The organism is Rossellomorea vietnamensis NBRC 101237, from assembly GCF_001591825.1.
In the GTDB taxonomy this organism is placed as follows: Bacteria; Bacillota; Bacilli; order Bacillales; family Bacillaceae_B; genus Rossellomorea; species Rossellomorea vietnamensis.
Map to the genome: position 1 here is coordinate 45330 of NZ_BCVQ01000004.1, position 17745 is coordinate 63074.

The 17745-nt window shown below is 43.0% G+C and carries 16 protein-coding genes and 1 riboswitch; of the genes, 11 read left to right on the forward strand and 5 right to left on the reverse strand.

From position 1 onward, the window contains the following. Positions 1-6: 6 nt before the first annotated feature. The 10 genes from sat (at position 7) to BVI01S_RS03385 (ending at position 9706) form a co-directional block, all read left to right on the forward strand. On the forward strand, positions 7-1143 hold the full coding sequence (sat, locus tag BVI01S_RS03340) for a sulfate adenylyltransferase (RefSeq protein ID WP_061809230.1): 1137 nt from the start codon (positions 7-9) through the stop codon (positions 1141-1143). Between the two features lie 21 nt (positions 1144-1164). After that, positions 1165-1767 (forward strand): adenylyl-sulfate kinase, encoded by a 603-nt coding sequence (gene cysC, locus BVI01S_RS03345; RefSeq protein WP_034759218.1) that lies wholly within the window; start codon positions 1165-1167, stop codon positions 1765-1767. 12 nt (positions 1768-1779) lie between these two features. Beyond that, entirely contained in the window at positions 1780-3390 is a 1611-nt protein-coding gene (locus BVI01S_RS03350) for a nitrite/sulfite reductase (RefSeq protein ID WP_061809231.1), read from the forward strand. 14 nt (positions 3391-3404) lie between these two features. After that, entirely contained in the window at positions 3405-3629 is a 225-nt protein-coding gene (locus tag BVI01S_RS03355; protein ID WP_061809232.1) for a DUF3906 family protein, read from the forward strand. Between the two features lie 11 nt (positions 3630-3640). Further along, the gene (gene cobA, locus BVI01S_RS03360; RefSeq protein ID WP_034759227.1) at positions 3641-4405 is read left to right on the forward strand and encodes a uroporphyrinogen-III C-methyltransferase; all 765 of its coding nucleotides are present in this window, start codon (positions 3641-3643) and stop codon (positions 4403-4405) included. Then, positions 4406-5161 (forward strand): sirohydrochlorin chelatase, encoded by a 756-nt coding sequence (locus BVI01S_RS03365; protein WP_034759230.1) that lies wholly within the window; start codon positions 4406-4408, stop codon positions 5159-5161. Then, positions 5142-5711 (forward strand): precorrin-2 dehydrogenase/sirohydrochlorin ferrochelatase family protein, encoded by a 570-nt coding sequence (locus BVI01S_RS03370; RefSeq protein ID WP_061809233.1) that lies wholly within the window; start codon positions 5142-5144, stop codon positions 5709-5711. Before BVI01S_RS03365 ends, BVI01S_RS03370 begins: the two co-directional genes overlap by 20 nt. A 164-nt stretch (positions 5712-5875) precedes the next feature. Then, a riboswitch (purine riboswitch) is annotated at positions 5876-5977 on the forward strand. A 112-nt stretch (positions 5978-6089) separates the two neighbouring features. Then, positions 6090-6680, forward strand: a complete 591-nt coding sequence (locus tag BVI01S_RS03375) for a xanthine phosphoribosyltransferase (protein ID WP_061809234.1) — start codon at positions 6090-6092, stop codon at positions 6678-6680. Next, positions 6677-7981, forward strand: coding sequence for a nucleobase:cation symporter-2 family protein (locus BVI01S_RS03380; protein WP_061809235.1), 1305 nt, complete (start codon positions 6677-6679; stop codon positions 7979-7981). Before BVI01S_RS03375 ends, BVI01S_RS03380 begins: the two co-directional genes overlap by 4 nt. A 165-nt stretch (positions 7982-8146) precedes the next feature. Then, positions 8147-9706 (forward strand): long-chain-fatty-acid--CoA ligase, encoded by a 1560-nt coding sequence (locus BVI01S_RS03385; protein ID WP_061809236.1) that lies wholly within the window; start codon positions 8147-8149, stop codon positions 9704-9706. 205 nt (positions 9707-9911) lie between these two features. Here the strand turns inward: BVI01S_RS03385 and BVI01S_RS03390 are convergent, their stop codons facing one another. Continuing rightward, positions 9912-10394, reverse strand: a complete 483-nt coding sequence (locus tag BVI01S_RS03390; protein WP_439951094.1) for a ribonuclease H-like YkuK family protein — start codon at positions 10392-10394, stop codon at positions 9912-9914. 259 nt (positions 10395-10653) lie between these two features. On the opposite strand from BVI01S_RS03390, the gene BVI01S_RS03395 reads away from it, so the two are divergent. After that, the gene (locus tag BVI01S_RS03395) at positions 10654-11613 is read left to right on the forward strand and encodes an LAGLIDADG family homing endonuclease (protein ID WP_061809237.1); all 960 of its coding nucleotides are present in this window, start codon (positions 10654-10656) and stop codon (positions 11611-11613) included. A 577-nt stretch (positions 11614-12190) separates the two neighbouring features. Here BVI01S_RS03395 and BVI01S_RS03400 read toward each other — a convergent pair. The 4 genes from BVI01S_RS03400 to parC form a co-directional block, all read right to left on the reverse strand. Further along, positions 12191-12649, reverse strand: coding sequence for a staygreen family protein (locus BVI01S_RS03400; protein WP_034759247.1), 459 nt, complete (start codon positions 12647-12649; stop codon positions 12191-12193). Between the two features lie 67 nt (positions 12650-12716). Continuing rightward, positions 12717-13481, reverse strand: coding sequence for a YybI family spore inner coat protein (locus BVI01S_RS03405; RefSeq protein ID WP_034759250.1), 765 nt, complete (start codon positions 13479-13481; stop codon positions 12717-12719). Positions 13482-13619: 138 nt separating this feature from the next. Further along, complete coding sequence (locus tag BVI01S_RS03410; protein ID WP_034759253.1) at positions 13620-15044, reverse strand: alanine/glycine:cation symporter family protein; 1425 nt, start codon at positions 15042-15044, stop codon at positions 13620-13622. A gap of 259 nt (positions 15045-15303) precedes the next feature. Then, the gene (gene parC, locus BVI01S_RS03415) at positions 15304-17742 is read right to left on the reverse strand and encodes a DNA topoisomerase IV subunit A (RefSeq protein ID WP_061809238.1); all 2439 of its coding nucleotides are present in this window, start codon (positions 17740-17742) and stop codon (positions 15304-15306) included. Positions 17743-17745: the final 3 nt, after the last annotated feature.

Below are 17745 nucleotides of genomic sequence, written 5' to 3' on the forward strand. Positions count from 1 at the left end.
TTTTACATGAGTTTACAGCCACACGGAGGAGTACTGGTCCAATCTTATTTACCTGAAGAATCCTATAAGGACATCCAACACGAACTGCCACTGGACGACATCGCATTGAGTGACCTGGAACTGATTGCGATCGGTGCTTACAGTCCCATAGAAGGATTCTTGACCAAACGGGATTATCAGACCGTGGTGGAATCATTACGGCTTGAGAGCGGAAGTGTATGGAGCATTCCCATCACTCTGCCCATCTACAAGGAGCAGGCTGGTTCTGTACAGCTAGGGAAAAGGAGCAGGCTTGTCTATAAAGGAGAAACATACGGGATGATCGACGTAGAGGATATCTACGAACCTGACAAATATAAAGAAGCCCTTCTAGTCTATGGAACGACGGACAGGGAACATCCCGGCGTAAAGAAGTTATTCGACCGCGGTGATGTGTATGTCGGAGGGAAGATTACACTAGTGAAAAGGCTTTCCAAACCCTTTAGGGGATATACCTTCGATCCAGTTGAAACACGTAAAAGGTTTAAAGATAAGGGATGGAGAACGATTGTTGGTTTCCAGACCAGAAACCCCGTTCACAGGGCGCATGAATACATTCAGAAAACGGCTTTGGAAACGGTGGATGCCCTATTTTTAAATCCGCTGGTAGGTGAAACGAAAGCGGATGATATTTCAGCGGAAATCCGGATGAAGAGCTATGACGTTCTTCTGAGGAACTATTATCCGAGAGACCGTGTATTCCTTGGCGTCTTTCCTGCTGCTATGAGATATGCAGGGCCTAGGGAAGCCATTTTTCATGCCTTAGTGCGAAAAAATTATGGATGTACTCACTTCATAGTCGGTAGAGATCATGCAGGGGTTGGTGATTATTACGGAACCTATGATGCCCAAAAGATTTTTGATCAGTTTACGGAAGAAGAGATCGGGATTACCCCTCTTCGCTTCGAACATAGCTTCTATTGTGAGAAATGTGAGGGGATGGCGACGACAAAAACCTGTCCCCATGGAAAAGAACATCACGTCATCCTATCCGGAACAAAAGTAAGGGGGATGCTGAGGAACGGGGAAGTCCCTCCTTCAACATTCAGTCGTCCAGAGGTCATTGATGTATTGATCAAGGGTCTCAAACAAGAATCCAAATAATCGGCCGGGGAGGAAGATAGTTTGAGTGAAAAACAAGAAAACATTGTATGGCATGAATCTACAATCACGAAACAGCAAAGAAGGAAAAAGAATGGTCATCAAAGTTTCATTCTCTGGTTCACAGGATTATCCGCTTCAGGTAAATCGACAGTGGCGAATGCACTTGCTGCCTCCCTTTTTAATCAGGGAAAGCAGGTGTACGTTCTGGATGGAGATAACGTCCGTCATGGATTGAATCAAGATTTGGGCTTTAATGAGGACGACCGTAAAGAAAACATCAGACGGATAGGTGAAGTGTCGAAACTCTTCATTGATAGCGGTCAAATTGTGCTCACCGCGTTTATTTCACCTTTCAGAAAAGACCGGGATGTTGTGAGAAGCCTGGTCGGCCCTGAAGAATTCCTGGAAATATACGTACATTGTTCCCTGGAGGAATGTGAAAAGCGTGATCCAAAAGGGTTATACAAAAAAGCCCGTAAAAAAGAGATCACTCATTTCACGGGAATTAGTGCTCCGTATGAAGAACCGGAAAATCCGGAAATCGTCCTGGATACAGAAAAGAACTCAATTGAACAATGTGTAGAGCGTCTTTTGAAGGAATTAAAGCAAAAACAATTGATATAAGGAGAGAAAAATATGGCATATAAGAAATCATGGGAGTCAAATGAAAAGCTGAATAAAACAGAACAATGGAAGCTCGAGAAAGACGGATTGAAGATTTTTGAAGATATTCCGCATTATGCTAAAAATGGATTCTCTTCCATCCCCAAAGAGGAATGGGATAAATTCAAGTGGGCTGGCCTTTACCTGCAGAGACCGAAAGAAGACGGATATTTCATGATGAGGGTCAATGTCCCTTCCGGCATCTTATCGTATGATCAGGCAAGGGAGCTTGCTTCCATCTGTAAGGAATACGGCAGGGATGTCTATGATATCACGACCCGTCAGGCCATCCAGTTCCACTGGTTGAAGATTGAACAAATCCCGGATATCTTCAAACGTCTGGAAAAAGTCGGATTGTCTTCTGCAGGGGCATGTGGGGATATCACGCGTAATATCGTCGGAAACCCCCTGGCTGGCATCGATCCGGATGAACTTTTTGATACAAGAGCCGTTGTGAAGGAAGTCTATGACTTTTTCCAGCATAACGAAGACTTTTCAAATTTACCGAGAAAGTATAAAGTCGCGATTTCCGCCAATCTCAACAATGCAGCGAATGCCGAAATCAACTGTGTTTCTTTCCTTCCTGCGAAAAAGCAGATAGACGGGAAAGAGAAGAACGGATTTCACCTGAAGGTCGGAGGTGGTTTGTCTTCGAGACCTCTTCTGGCACAAGAATTGGACGTATTCGTCCTTCCACATCAGGTAAAAGACGTAACGATTGCCCTTACGACCATTTTTCGCGACTACGGATATCGTGAGAAACGGCATTTAGCCCGTTTGAAATTCTTAATGGCCGACTGGGGGCCTGAGAAGTTCAAAGAAAAACTGCTGGAGTATGTAGAGCTTCTTCCGGCAGGGACCGACGCAGTGAAAGGGTGGAACGCAGGATACTTCTACGGGGTCCACCCACAGAAACAGGAAGGACTTAATTACGTGGGGCTGAATGTTCCTGTCGGCAGGCTGAACTCCGATGAAGTGTTCGAGCTTGCAAGGATCTCAAAGAAATATGGAAATGGCGAAATCAGAAACTGTAATTCTCAGAATCTCATCATTCCGAATATTCCCGATGAGCATGTGGATGCTTTGCTTAACGAAAAGATCTTTGACCGGATTTCAACGAGCCCTTTATCTTTCATAGGGTACTCTGTATCGTGCACAGGAATCGAATATTGCAATCTAGCTTTGGTAGAGACAAAGGAGCGGATGAGACAGATCGCCAATGACTTGGATCGCGAATTGACGTTGGATGTCCCAGTGAGGATTCATATGGTGGGTTGCCCCAATTCATGCGGTCAGCGACAAATTGCAGACATCGGTCTCCAGGGGATCAAAATGAGGACGAAAGATAAGAAAATGATCGAAGCCTTTGAAATCTATGTAGGGGGTACCCTTCAGGACGGCGGGAAATTGAATGAAAAGCTGAAAGGGAAAGTGGAAGCCGCCAATCTGTCCGAAGTCGTCAAGCAACTCTTGATTCATTTCAAACAAACAAAGGAACAAGGGGAAACTTTCTTTGACTATATCAAACGAGTCGGTACCAGTCCCCTTCAGGAATCGTTGGATCAACTGCTGCAGGAAGCATAAGGAGGCAATGAGAGATGAATTTATATCGATTTGAAGTCACTGCCCGTGATTTAGTCACGATTGTCGTCGTAGCAGCTGATACGGATGAAAAAGCTTTTGACCTGGTTGAGATCGAGCTTGAGAAGTATTTCTTGAAAAAGCCGGATGTCAGGGATATCTCCCTTTACGAAAAAAAGAGAATCCGGGGAAATGGTGCAGGATTTGTCCTGTACGAACAGGAAACCATCATTACATCCTGAGGAGGGAAACAATGGGAAAGGTATATTTAGTCGGAGCGGGACCCGGAGATCCGGAACTGATCACGCTAAAAGCGTTAAAATCCATACAAAAAGCCGATGTCATTCTATATGACCGCCTGGTGAACAAGGAACTTCTCACATACGCGAAGAAAGGGGCAGATTTGATCTACTGCGGAAAACTGCCAAACTATCATACGATGAAACAAGACACGATCAATCATTTTCTAGTACGCTACGCGGCAAGCGGAAAAGTGGTGGTCAGGTTAAAGGGGGGAGATCCCTTTGTATTCGGAAGAGGCGGTGAAGAAGCGGAAGCATGCGCGAAAAAAGGGATTCCTTTTGAAATCATTCCGGGTATCACGTCAGGAATCGCAGCCGCTGCCTATGCAGGGATACCCGTCACTCACAGGGATGCAAGTTCAAGCGTTGCGTTTGTGACGGGCCATAAACAAAACAATCAACTTGAAGATGAAAAATGGGAAAGCTTATCGAAAGGAATCGATACCCTGGCCATCTATATGGGAGTCAGTAATCTCCCTTATATCAGAGAAAAGCTTATACAATACGGTAAATCCAAGCATACTCCTGTAGCACTTGTTCATTGGGGGACGACAGAAGTGCAAAAGACCGTTACAGGGACACTTGATACCATCATTGATATCGTGAAAGAAGAAAAAATAGAAAATCCAAGCATGATCATCGTTGGCGAAGTGGTACGGTACCGTGAGAAAATTCAATGGTTTGAAAAGAAAATCATCATGAGCGAGGCTTTATAGATGAAACGTGCGGTATTGTATGTGTGCCATGGCAGTCGTTTGGTGAAAGCCCGTGAAGAAGCTGTTGCCTTCATCAAGCGATGTCAGGAACATGTCGAGGCGGATATTCAGGAAATAAGTTTCCTTGAACTTGCCAGCCCTTCCATTGAAGAAGGATTCCGTTCATGCGTGGACAGAGGGGCCACTCACCTGACTGTCGTACCACTTCTCCTTCTGACGGCGGTCCATGCCAAGAAGGATATCCCTGATGAAATTCAAAGATGCATGGGGTTATATCCTCATGTCAAGGTGAAATACGGGTGTCCAATCGGCGTACACGATCGGATGGTCGAAAGTGTCATCAATAAGATTGAGGAGGCTGCCCCACTTCATTCATCTACAACGGCCATTTTAATCGGAAGGGGAAGTTCAGATCCGGATATCAAGAGGGATTTCGGTGCACTAGCTGAGCGTGTCCATCGAAAAACAGCGATAAGTGAGGTAAGAACATGTTATTTAACGGCAGCCTCACCAAGCTTTACAGAAACTCTGGAGTCTTTGAAAAATACTGAGGGAACCGTCGTCTTCGTGCCTTATCTCCTATTCACCGGGTTATTGATGAAAGGGATCGAGAAAGAAATCCGCAGAACCCATAATCAACATATCCTCCTGGCGAACTATTTAGGGTATGACCCTCTTGTGGAGCAGGCATTTCTGGACCGGGTAAATGAATCTCTGTGGGTCAAAGGAGAAGACTATGCTGCCAATCATGATTGATGTGAAGGATAAGCAAGTGACGATTATAGGTGGAGGAAAAGTGGCACTTCGTAAGCTCTCTGTCTTTCTTGAGCAGGGAGCAAATATTACCATCATCAGCCCTGAGGTGGTCGATGAGATCAGAGTATTACATGAAGAGAAGAGAATAGTATGGATCAAGAGAGAAATGCTGCCGGATGATGTAAATAAAGCGTTCATCGTCATCGCTGCCACGAATAAGCGATCGGTGAACGAGCAGGTGAAAAAGTACTCCGACAGAAATCATCTTCTATGTGTAGTGGACGATGGGGATTGTGGAAATATGCAGATGGTCTCCTTTACACAAAAAGGGACTTTCACCATCGCTGTTTCTACAGGTGGTGCTAGTCCATTCTTAGCAAAGAAGCTTACGAATCAACTGTCTCAATCATTTGACGATTCCTTCATCGAGAAGCTTGCAATCATTTCTTCTGAAAGAAAGGATATCAAAGCATCGGATTTACCTGAAAAGGAAAAAAGAAAGCTGTTAAGAGAACTTTCGCATAAGCTGGAGGTAATGGAAAATGAGTAAAGCATGGGTGATATAGTTTCCCCATGCTTTACTCATTTTCCCTTTGTAAAGGGAATCGTTAGAAAAGGCTTCTTATTTCACGAACATTTAACTTTGAATTGGTTTTAATGTTAGGAAATTAGTCTTTACAAAAGGATAAGTTGACGGTATACTAACCAATATTAAATCAATCTTTCTTTTTCACTCATATAATAGCGGGGATATGGCCCGCGAGTTTCTACCGGATTACCGTAAATGGTCCGACTATGGGTGAGCAATGATAGGTGCGTCTTTATGGACGCTCTTTGCCTAACCCAAAGGTCATTGTCTCACTCTGATGTGAGCACAATATCCTTTGGGTTTTTTAGTATCTACAACAGGTAAAGGAGCGGTTCAATCATGAATGTATTAAAAAATAAGATCAAAACGGAGGGTGTCGTCCTCTCGGAAACGGTATTAAAGGTCGATTCATTCCTTAATCATCAAGTGGATCCGGAACTGATGATGGAAATCGGAAAAGAATTTGCCCATCGTTTTAAAGAGGAAGGAATCACAAAGATACTGACCATTGAATCATCAGGGATCGCGCCAGGTGTGATGGCTGCCCTTTATTTGAATGTTCCACTTGTCTTTGCACGAAAAAAGAAATCGTTGACGCTAACAGAGGGAGTTCTTACTTCAAAGGTGTATTCATTCACCAAGCAAGAAGAAAATACCATTTCCATCTCAAGGGAGTACATACAAAAAAATGATCGGGTCTTATTGATCGATGATTTCCTGGCAAACGGGCAGGCAGCATTGGGGTTGATCGACTTAGTGAAGCAGGCGGAAGCGGTTGTCGTCGGAATCGCAATTGTCATTGAAAAGTCATTTCAAAATGGCGGGAAACTCGTCCGGGATACGGGCTATAGAGTGGAATCTTTAGCTGAAATAGAGTCCCTTGAAAACGGAGAAGTACAATTTAAGCAAGAGGAGGCGACTGTATCATGAAGAATCAGCCTCTTAAACTGGCTTCACTTGGTATCCAGCATGTTCTTGCCATGTATGCAGGTGCGGTCATTGTCCCCTTGATCGTCGGGGGGGCCCTTGGACTTTCGGGAGAACAACTTACGTATCTTGTATCCATCGATATTTTCATGTGTGGAATCGCGACCTTGCTGCAAGTGTGGAGTAATCGATTCTTCGGCATCGGACTACCCGTTGTTCTCGGATGTACGTTCACCGCAGTCGGCCCTATGATCGCGATTGGAGGTCAATATGGGATCTCAGCCATCTATGGATCGATTCTTGTTTCAGGTCTATTTGTCATTGCGATCAGTAAATATTTTGGGAAGCTTGTCCGCTTTTTCCCGCCTGTTGTGACGGGCTCTGTCGTGACGATTATTGGAATCACACTGATCCCTGTTGCCATGAACAATATGGCAGGCGGTCAGGGGAGTGCCGATTTCGGTTCATTGGAAAATCTGGCATTAGCGTTTGGGACGTTGTTATTCATATTATTTTTATATAAATTCTTTACAGGTTTTGTCCGTTCAGTATCCATTTTACTCGGACTGATGGCAGGAACGGTTGTCGCTTTCGTTCTCGGAAAAGTCGATTTCAGTGCTGTTGGTGATGCTTCGTGGTTTCATATGGCTAAACCATTCTACTTCGGGATGCCGACCTTTGAAATAACAGCCATCCTCACGATGATTCTTGTAGCCATGGTCAGCCTGGTAGAGTCAACGGGCGTGTATTTCGCCCTTGGGGATATCACTGATAAAAAGATTTCAGAAGAAGATTTAGCAAAAGGGTATCGTGCAGAAGGATTAGCCATCGTCCTCGGTGGATTTTTCAACGCATTTCCGTATACAGCGTATTCCCAGAATGTCGGATTGGTTCAGCTTTCAGGTGTGAAGAGGAATAATGTGATATATGCAACGGGTGCCTTCCTTGTGATCCTTGGTCTGGTCCCGAAAATCGGTGCACTCACCACTGTGATTCCTGCTTCCGTATTGGGAGGTGCGATGGTCGCCATGTTCGGTATGGTGGTCGCGTACGGAATTAAAATGCTGAGTCACGTGAATTTTGCTTCACAGGAGAACCTATTAATCATCGCGTGTTCTGTAGGAATGGGACTTGGGGTAACGGCTGTCCCTGAATTGTTTGCTCAAATGCCAACAAGCATCCGCATCTTGACGGATAACGGAATCGTGGCCGGCAGTTTAACCGCGATTGGGCTGAATATCTTTTTTAATGTGTTATCTAAACGTAAGTTGAATGTTGTGGTGAGGGAGCAAAAAGCTTCATGATTTTGATAAAACCGTCATTTCTATTCCATTTAGAGATGACGGTTTTTTCTTCATGGTATATTTCTGAATTATCTGATATCAGGAAGGGGAAACGGACACCAATCACGAACAATATGGATAGGGAATGTGTCTGAATGGAACACCTTACTAATAAGGAGGAAAAACATGTACGCAACCACTGGATCTATTTTTGACCAAACGGTAATGAAATTCCGCAATAAGGAGGCAATCGTAGAAGAGAAGACTGGCAAACGGTTAACCTTTGGGGAATGGCAGAATGAGGTCCATCGTGTGGCCAATGCCCTCTTGGAAGCAGGCGTAAGGAAAGGGGACCGGGTTTCTACGTATCTATTCAATACATTGGAGTTGGCCAATGTCTATTTTGCATGCGGGAAAATCGGTGCCGTGATCAATCCGATAAACTTCCGTCTGAAAGGAAAGGAAATCCACTTTATTTTAGAAGATGCAGAACCTAAGGTCGTACTGTTTGAAGAAGCTCTTTCCCAACCGATTGAAGGGATATCCAAGAACTTTCCTCAGACCCTTTTTTGGTATGTGGGGGACAACACGCCAGCATTTGCTCAAAGCTATCATGAGGTAGTGAGTCCTTGTTCCACGGCACTTGCTGATTTTTCAGTGGAAGAAACGGACATATATGCCATCATGTACACGAGCGGGACCACCGGCAGGCCAAAAGGGGTGCTCCACAGACACCGGGATATGGCGGAGCAAAGCTTGATCTGTACATCGGTTATGGGGCTTACACCAAATGATATCGGACTTGTGACAGCGCCCATGTTCCATTGTGCCGAACTTCATTGCTGTTTCCTTCCACGGGTACAAGCGGGAGCGAAAAATATCATCGTTCATCAGTTCCAGCCCCAGACGGTATTGGATGTGATACAACGTGAGAAAGTCACCAATCTTTTCGCGGCACCGACCATGTGGAATATGCTTCTCCAGCATGGGGTGGAGGAGTATGATACTTCATCACTCCGGATCGGTCTCTACGGCGCTGCCCCGATGGCACCTGTTCTTGTCAGGGCTCTACAGGAAACGATGAATGTCGACCTGATCCAGGCGTATGGTCAGACTGAGATGGGGCCAGCGGTTACGTTCCTGCTTCAGGATGAACAGTTAACGAAAGCAGGTTCCGCTGGTCGTGCCGCTTATAACCATGAGATACGAGTAGTAAGACCCTCTGAGAATGGCCCTTCTGATCCGGAAGATATATGTAAACCCGGTGAAGTCGGGGAGATCATCGTCAGGGGCTCATGCACGATGCTCGAATACTTTAACCGGAAGGAAGCGACAGATCTAGCGTTGTATAAAGGCTGGTACCACTCCAGTGACTTAGGTTACATGGATGAAGACGGATATTTGTATGTGGCTGACAGGGTGGATGATATGGTGATTTCAGGAGGGGAGAACGTCTATCCGCGTGAGGTAGAGGACGCCCTGCATGTTCATGAAGATGTATTGGATGTCGCCGTCCTCGGTCAACCGGATGAAACATGGGGAGAGCAGGTACTAGCAGTAGTGGTATCGAAAAATCCTTCTCTTTCATCAGGGGACCTTGATTTATTTCTGAAGAATGGTGATCTGTTGGCAGATTATAAGCGACCGAGGGAATATGTATTTGTGAGTGAGCTTCCCCGTAATGCAAGTGGGAAAATTCAAAAGTTCTTGCTGAGGGAAAATTTTAAACAAAAAGAAAAACAGTGAAAAAGGGACTTTAGATCAGATAAGAACACATGTTCCGTTCGGGAAAATTAAGCAAATAAGGTAGAAAACAAGAGATATATGGAGAAAATCAAAGATAAAATATTTCAAAACGCCTGGAAATACCTTTCCAGGCGTTTTGTTATTCTTCGCAATCATAATATAGTATTTTAAATTTTGACGAAAAAAGTAAGGGTTGATAGATCATTTATTTTGTATAACGGTTGGCATAGCTGGAAGCGACGAAAGCATCAGGTTTAATTTTCGGTTCCACACCTATGGATTCCATCCTTGAAACCATTTCTTTTACAAACTTACTCGTTTTATTCTGCTTTCCATTTCCGATATCAATATGACCCTCCATAGTAAACGAGGCACCAACATAAATGTAAGGAAGGACGATATCAATTAACTGATTTTTTCTTTCCTCAGTAAACAGCGAAACAATTTCTTCTGATAATGATAACTCGTATGAGATCCGCTCATGTAATTGCAGCATTCTTCTTGGGATTAATATTTTTCTTATACATGCCCACACACCTTTTCCTTCGTTTAAGATCACAATTCCTGTTATGAAGGTCGTATGCGCTTGATGAACTTGGGAATCAGTCCCAACCATTAATCGATAGTGGCCATTTGGCTCTGATTGCATGAATTTCACAATATGTTCAAAGACCTGGTCAAATGACATCCCGACTTCCTGTAGATTTTGAAATGAAAAGTGTTGATCCTTATTATTTTTCATCTTGTCAATCACAGCTTTCTTAACCAATTTGTGAATGTAAGGTGTAGATTTTATCTATATTTTATGATGAGAATTTATTTAGTGTGAAATGATTACCTACGATTATGGTTTTACCTAAGTCAAAAATATTTAGAGTTTCCATCTTTGATTATAGAACGTTTGTTCGGTAAAATAGAGGTACATATGAATAAAGGTGGTGCTTTATATGACTAGAAATAAGAAATGCACCCTAGAAAAATCTGAAATTATAAAGATGTATGAAGAAGGTGAAAGGACAGCTGAAATTGCCCGGAGAGCGAATGTATCTACCCGTTATATCAATTCAGTATTACAACAGAATAAGGTGGCGAGAACTCCGCACGGGAGCTGGAAACGAAAATACAGGGTTAATGAGGATTACTTTAAGACCTGGAGCAATAACATGGCCTATATACTCGGGTTCTTTGCTGCAGACGGGTATATCAGCAGCCGCAATCATACGGTTTGTTTTTCTCAAAAAGATCCTGACATACTAGAGAAGATCAAGAATGAATTACAGTCGAATCATCCATTAGTGTTAAACAACACGGAAGTTCATACATTAATTATTGGAAGTAAGGTTATGAAATATGATCTGATGGAACTACACGGAATGACGAGTGATAAATCAACTTCTCTTAGAATGCCGAACATCCCTGAAGGATATTTAAGTCATTTTGTTAGAGGATATTTCGATGGAGATGGCTTTGTTAACTTCGATCGAAAGATAGTCAGTTTTGTAGGTGGTTCGGAATCATTTATGAGTAAGTTAAATTTAGAGTTGGAAAAGAGAAATTTCAACTCTAGATTATATGCGGATAAAAAGTATTTTCGAGTCTTTATTACAGGAAGAAAAACCATTTATATGTTTAAAAAATGGCTTTATCAAGATGTGGGCCTATATTTAAAAAGAAAATATGAAGTATTTGATAAAGAAACAATTCAAGATGCTAGCAAGATACCTGAAAACAGAATGAAAAGGACAAAAGCAGCCGTGAAGAATCGAAAAAAGACGTTCTTGAGACTCTATAAAAAATCTATGACAATAGACGAAATTTGTAAGGAAATAAAGATTAGTCCTGCAACAATTAAGACTTGGTTAAAAAATGACCTGGAATTTAAAGAAGAATTCGATTCAATAAAATAACTAAATAAACAATATCTTATTACAAGACTTTACAGAGAAAAAATTCCTCGTAAAGTCTTATTTTTATGAAGAAGGGGAAGTTCGCACAGTTAAAGCATTTTAAAAAAATCAAGTAGACATAATGTAAATTATAGGAACCTAAATAAAATCACTCATTTCAGTCTCGTATCACAAGTATACTGTTTATAATGAGACGGAAGAAAAAAATAAGGATAATCAATCATGATTATCTGTAATTTGTTATATCGTTATCAAATGTTTCAATCCTATCAATAGTTATCAGGCTATAAATTCAAAGCAAGTTATAACGAATCAATTCTTATTACCATTCAAATGCTATTATCTGACTCTTTAAGTTTCCAATCGAAATATTTGGGCATTCTTGTTATCTTAATGTTCCTTTCCTAATTGCTGGATTTGGCTTTGTATCTACTTTAGTTTACATAATATCGGAGCAGCGATTCATACTCCCTATATGATTTTTCGTCCAAGGATCGATCACATTTCCTGATCCGTATGGTAATTCGCACTATAAAAAAAGCATAAAGAGTCCCTCGGTCCTCTCTATGCTTATGCATTATTTAATGAGATATTGTCTTGGTGTTCCGAAATAAAGCGTTTGCTGATATTCAGGGAATATGGATTCAAAACAGATGATAATGGGTGCATCAAGAAGCCATGGATAATACGTGTAAAAGCCTTTATCGCCGTTCACCATTGCTGCGAGGGCCAGTGGCAGCTCCTTCTTAAAGATCATAAATCGTACGTTGGAAAGCTGCTGATCGAATTCCCCCCCACTGACATATACAGTCCCAGTCAGCGTGTATTGACCGAGATTCCGTCTCCATTCTCCTAACACTTCGTCCCTCATGGTCATATTGATCTTTTCAAGATCATAGCGGCAGCCGATACTTAAGTATAGTTCCCCTGTCGTATCGGAATGGGTTAACGTGTACTTCCTGTTATCAATGGGATTAAAGACGGACGCAGGCGGCAGATATTGAACCGTTAACTTTTCAGGCTTAAATTCACTCATGCATAAGCCTCCTTTACAGTAATGGGCTTACTACAGAGTATGACGTTTGCCTAGAAACGGTTCTCTTTCAATTTTCTTTCCACTTGATTTTGATCAACTTCCATTCGCCTTTTTCATAATACCAATAAGAAGTGGCTGTTCCGATACCATCAGCATGGTAGGCACCACTGATTTGCTGATATCCCTTCAGACCTTTTCCGCGTTTCCCAAGGATGTTGACCGGTTCGAAAAACGCATACGGTCCCACCATTAATTCCATAGGTTCATTTAGATTGCCGTCGGTATAAATTCCCAGTCTTTCGTATTCCTCTTTCCGATCGCTTAAATCCACTGTGTAGGATTGGTTTGTATCCACAAACGTAATGGATGCCTTGTATTGATCTTCAAATTGAGCTTGAATCGTAAGGGGCTCAGGCAATCCGATATTGACGAGCTTATTGTCGGCCAATGTATCGAGAGCCATATTGTATAGGCCGCCGCTGCCACCGGTTGCAGCTGAATACAGCATATCCTTAATACCATCATGATTTAGATCGACAAATTTAATTTTCGGTTCATAACCACCCTCATAATCAATCCGGATGTCGCTTCCCTTGGACGTCTTGATATCCGCCCAAATTTGTTTGAGAAACAGGGCATCAGGAGAAAAAGGAATCGCTTTGAGGGTGATCGTATCTTTCTTACCATCACCGGTTACATCTTTTTTATATACTTTTAAAGTCATTTCATTTACTGGTTGTTTTTCCATCGGTTCAGTGGAATAGTTCCCGGCAATGGCATGGAGCGACATAATAAAAAAGGCACCGAATGCAAATAGTAATTCTTTTCTCATGATTCTCTCTCCTCAGTGGAAAATTATTCATCATTATTTTCTCCAGAAAAGGTAATTCTATGTAATCAATATCCATCTTATTATTCCTTTTACATAATAAGAAAAAGACCGGCCCCTATTCAGGCCGGTCCATTCTTGCTATTGTTGTTCTCTTGCTTCAGGCTTTGCTTCCCAGCTTTCAATGCCCTTTAACCCACTAATCGAATCAGAGTAGAAAACAGGATCTTTCCCCTGCCTTTTTTGCTCTCTATAATCCCTTAATGCAGCAATGGCAATCTTGGCTAGTAATGTAATGGCAATCAAGTTGATGATGGCCATCAGACCCATGAATAAATCGGCTAAGCTCCATACGATATCGAGTTTCACAACGGCTCCGAATATCACCATGCCAAGAACAGCGATTCGATAGATAAACAGGGAGACCGGACTGTATTTAATGAATTCGATATTGGTTTCCCCGTAATAGTAGTTTCCGATGATTGAACTGAAAGCGAACAGGAATATGGCGACAGCGACAAAGGTATCCGCCCATGCACCCACATGGAAGCTCAAAGCTGCCTGAGTCAGTTGAATGCCATCGATCCCGGTTGTATATTGATCGGATAAGATGATCATGAAGGCAGTTGCCGTACAGATCAGTAACGTATCTGTGAAGACACCCAGCGTTTGGATCAATCCTTGTTTAACAGGGTGTGTAACCCCTGCAGACGCCGCTGCGTTAGGTGCACTACCCATACCCGCTTCATTCGAGAATAATCCACGCTTGATTCCCATCATGATGGCTGCTCCTACTCCGCCGCTTGCTACTTCTCGAATACCGAATGCATTCTCAAAGATGACCACAAACATGTCTGGGAGCATGGTGATGTTGGTGACCAGAATATAGAAAGCAAGGATCAGATAAAGAACGGCCATGATCGGAACGACGATTTGAGTCACACTCGCGATCCGCTTGACCCCACCGAAAATGACGAGTGCAGTTAGCACTGCAAGAATGATGCCGACTGTCATACGGTCGAATGAATAGGCTTCTTCCATAGCAAGTGAAATGGTATTGGATTGGACAGAGTTAAATACAAGACCAAAACAGAAGGTGATGATGATGGCAAACAGAATCCCCATCCAACGGGCATTTAATCCTTTTTCCATGTAGTAAGCAGGACCACCACGATAACCGTCCTTTCCGTCTTTCACTTTGTAGATCTGAGCGAGTGTACTTTCCACGAAACTGGTTGCTCCACCGAGTAAGGCGATCAGCCACATCCAGAACACAGCTCCAGGCCCTCCGCCTGCAATCGCTGTTGCCACACCGGCAAGGTTACCGGTACCGACACGCGAAGCCGTACTGATGGTGAATGCCTGGAAAGAAGAAATCCCCCGTTTTCCTTCTGAAGAAATGGTCGTTTTATCCGTTAATAGTCTCCCCATTTCTCCTAAATAACGGAACTGTGCGAATCGTGTGCGTAGCGAGAAATATAATCCCAGTCCGATTAATGCCACGATCAGTATGTATGACCACATATAATCATTCAAGGTGCCTACGATACTTGTTAATAACTCCATAAATGTTCCCCCTAGTTGTTTTATTTTTACAAATAATGGTTGGGCCATAGTATGTTTACCCATTCAGACATTGTTTTAATCTATCAAAAAAAAGGTTTTTCTTCAACAGATAGATTCATATTTTTGAAAGAATATGAATTGTAGTACAATCCAATACCGGCATTGTACTACAATATTGAATGAATATACATTTACCATTCATCCTTACCCTTATGATGGAAAAAAGCGACCAGAATAATTCTGATCGCTTTTTGAATGTCTATTCTTTTACTTCGGATGTACGGGTTTCTGCCCAGGTTTCACAAACGGAGCCGCTCTCCCCTTCATCAATCACAAATGAACCATTTGAATAGCGGTCATTTGGTCGAAGGTCTGAAACATTTACCTCTTCTGCTTTCCCTTTAGTTGTTAGTAGCCCTACTTTATCTGTATCTTTCACTGCTTCTATGCTCACTATACGATGAGGATTGGATTTCAATTCCCGAAGCATAATGACTCCGCGTTTAGCACGTGACGTTTTTTCGAATTCCGCCAGTTTCATTTTCTTCACAGCCCCACGCTGCGTAGCCAGGAAAATGAAGTCTTTCGCTGGGTCTCTTATGATCTTACCGGATACGACAAAGTCGTCATCCTTGAGGTTGACCCCTTTCACTCCCGCTGCCCTTGGTCCGACGATGTTCACATCTTCTTCTGCGAACCAAAGGCCGTAGCTTAAGTGCGTGGCAATGAAAACATCATGTGATCCATCTGTTATATGGACATCAACGAGCTCATCGTCACCTTTAAGATTGATTCCCACCAGCGGACGGGAATATCGTTGTGCTTTATATTGAGGCAGCTCTGACCTCTTGATCATACCGTTCTTGGTGACAAACAGTAAGTAGTGCGACGGATTAAATTCCTTAATCGGAATCGCTTTAAGAACCTGCTCATCCCGGTCGATCGGGACAATATTCCCTACATGCTGACCAAGATCCTTCCATCTGATATCCGGAAGCTCATGGACAGGACAATAAATATAGTTCCCTTTGTTGGTAAATACGAGAAGGACATCTGTTGTATTCATTTCATATTGTCCCAGGAGTCTGTCTGTTTCTTTCATGGCAAGATCCTGACCATTTGATGCAGAATAAGAACGAAGGCTGGTTCGTTTCATATATCCATCCCGGGTCACGGTGACCATGACATCTTCACTGGCAATCAGCACTTCCAGATTGATTTTGATTTCTTCGATTTTTTCCTCGATTTGAGTTCGTCTGGCGTCAGCAAATTGCTTTTTGATTGCTTTTAGTTCTTTTTTGATCACACTGTAAAGTTTGCTTTCACTTTCCAGTATTGCCGTAAGTTCTTCGATCGTTTTCGCCAATTCTTCCGCTTCTGCCTGAAGGGCGGTAATGTCTGTATTCGTCAAACGATAAAGCTGCAAGCTGACTATCGCTTCAGACTGTGCTTCTGTAAACTGGAACTTCTGAATTAAGTTATCCTTTGCATCACGTTTATCCTTTGAAGCACGGATAGTTGCAATCACCTGATCCAATATAGACAATGCTTTCATAAGACCTTCAACGATATGCTGACGGTCCTTTGCTTTATTTAGATCATGCCTGGTCCGATTGGTCACCACTTCTTTTTGATGCTGTATGTAAGCATCGAGCAGTTCACGTAATCCCATCAACTTAGGACGTCTATTATGTATGGCAACCATATTGAAGTTATAGGTAATTTGGAGATCACTGTTTTTATACAGGTAGTTTAAGACACCTGATGCATCCGCATCTTTTTTCAGTTCAATGACGATGCGCATCCCATCGCGATCCGTTTCATCGCGGACTTCTGCAATCCCTTCCACTTTCCGGTCCACACGGAATTCATCCATTTTTTTGACGAGATTGGCTTTATTGATTTCATAAGGGATTTCCGTAATGACGATCTGTTGTTTGCTGCCACGGATGTTTTCGATATCTGCTTTCCCTCTGACGACAACCTTTCCTTTTCCGGTTTCATAGGCTTTCCGGATGCCATCAACACCTTGGATGATGCCCCCTGTCGGGAAGTCCGGTCCTTTTAAGACCGTCATAAGGTCATCGACTGTACTCTCAGGCTTGTCCATCCGCATGATGGCTGCATCAATCACTTCACCGAGGTGATGAGGCGGGATATCCGTTGCATAACCTGCCGAAATACCGGTGGAACCGTTGACGAGTAAGTTAGGGAACCGTGACGGCAATACAGTCGGTTCACTTGATGTATCATCGAAGTTCGGGACAAACTCCACGGTTTTTTTATCGATGTCACGAAGAAGCTCCATGGATATCGCAGAAAGGCGGGCTTCGGTGTAACGCATCGCAGCCGGAGGATCTCCGTCGACGCTCCCGTTGTTCCCATGCATTTCAACCAGGTAGTTCCGGACCTTCCATGTTTGACTCATCCGTACCATAGCATCATACACAGATGTATCACCATGGGGATGATAGTTACCAATAACGTTACCGACGGTTTTCGCTGATTTCCGGAACCCTTTCTCCTGAGTGTTGCCATCCACATACATGGCGTAAAGAATCCGCCTTTGTACCGGTTTCAATCCATCACGTGCATCCGGTAAAGCACGTTCCTGGATGATGTATTTACTATAACGTCCAAATCGGTCGCCAAGCACCTCTTCCAGAGGTAAGTCTTGATATCTTTCTACAGTTGTCATTGA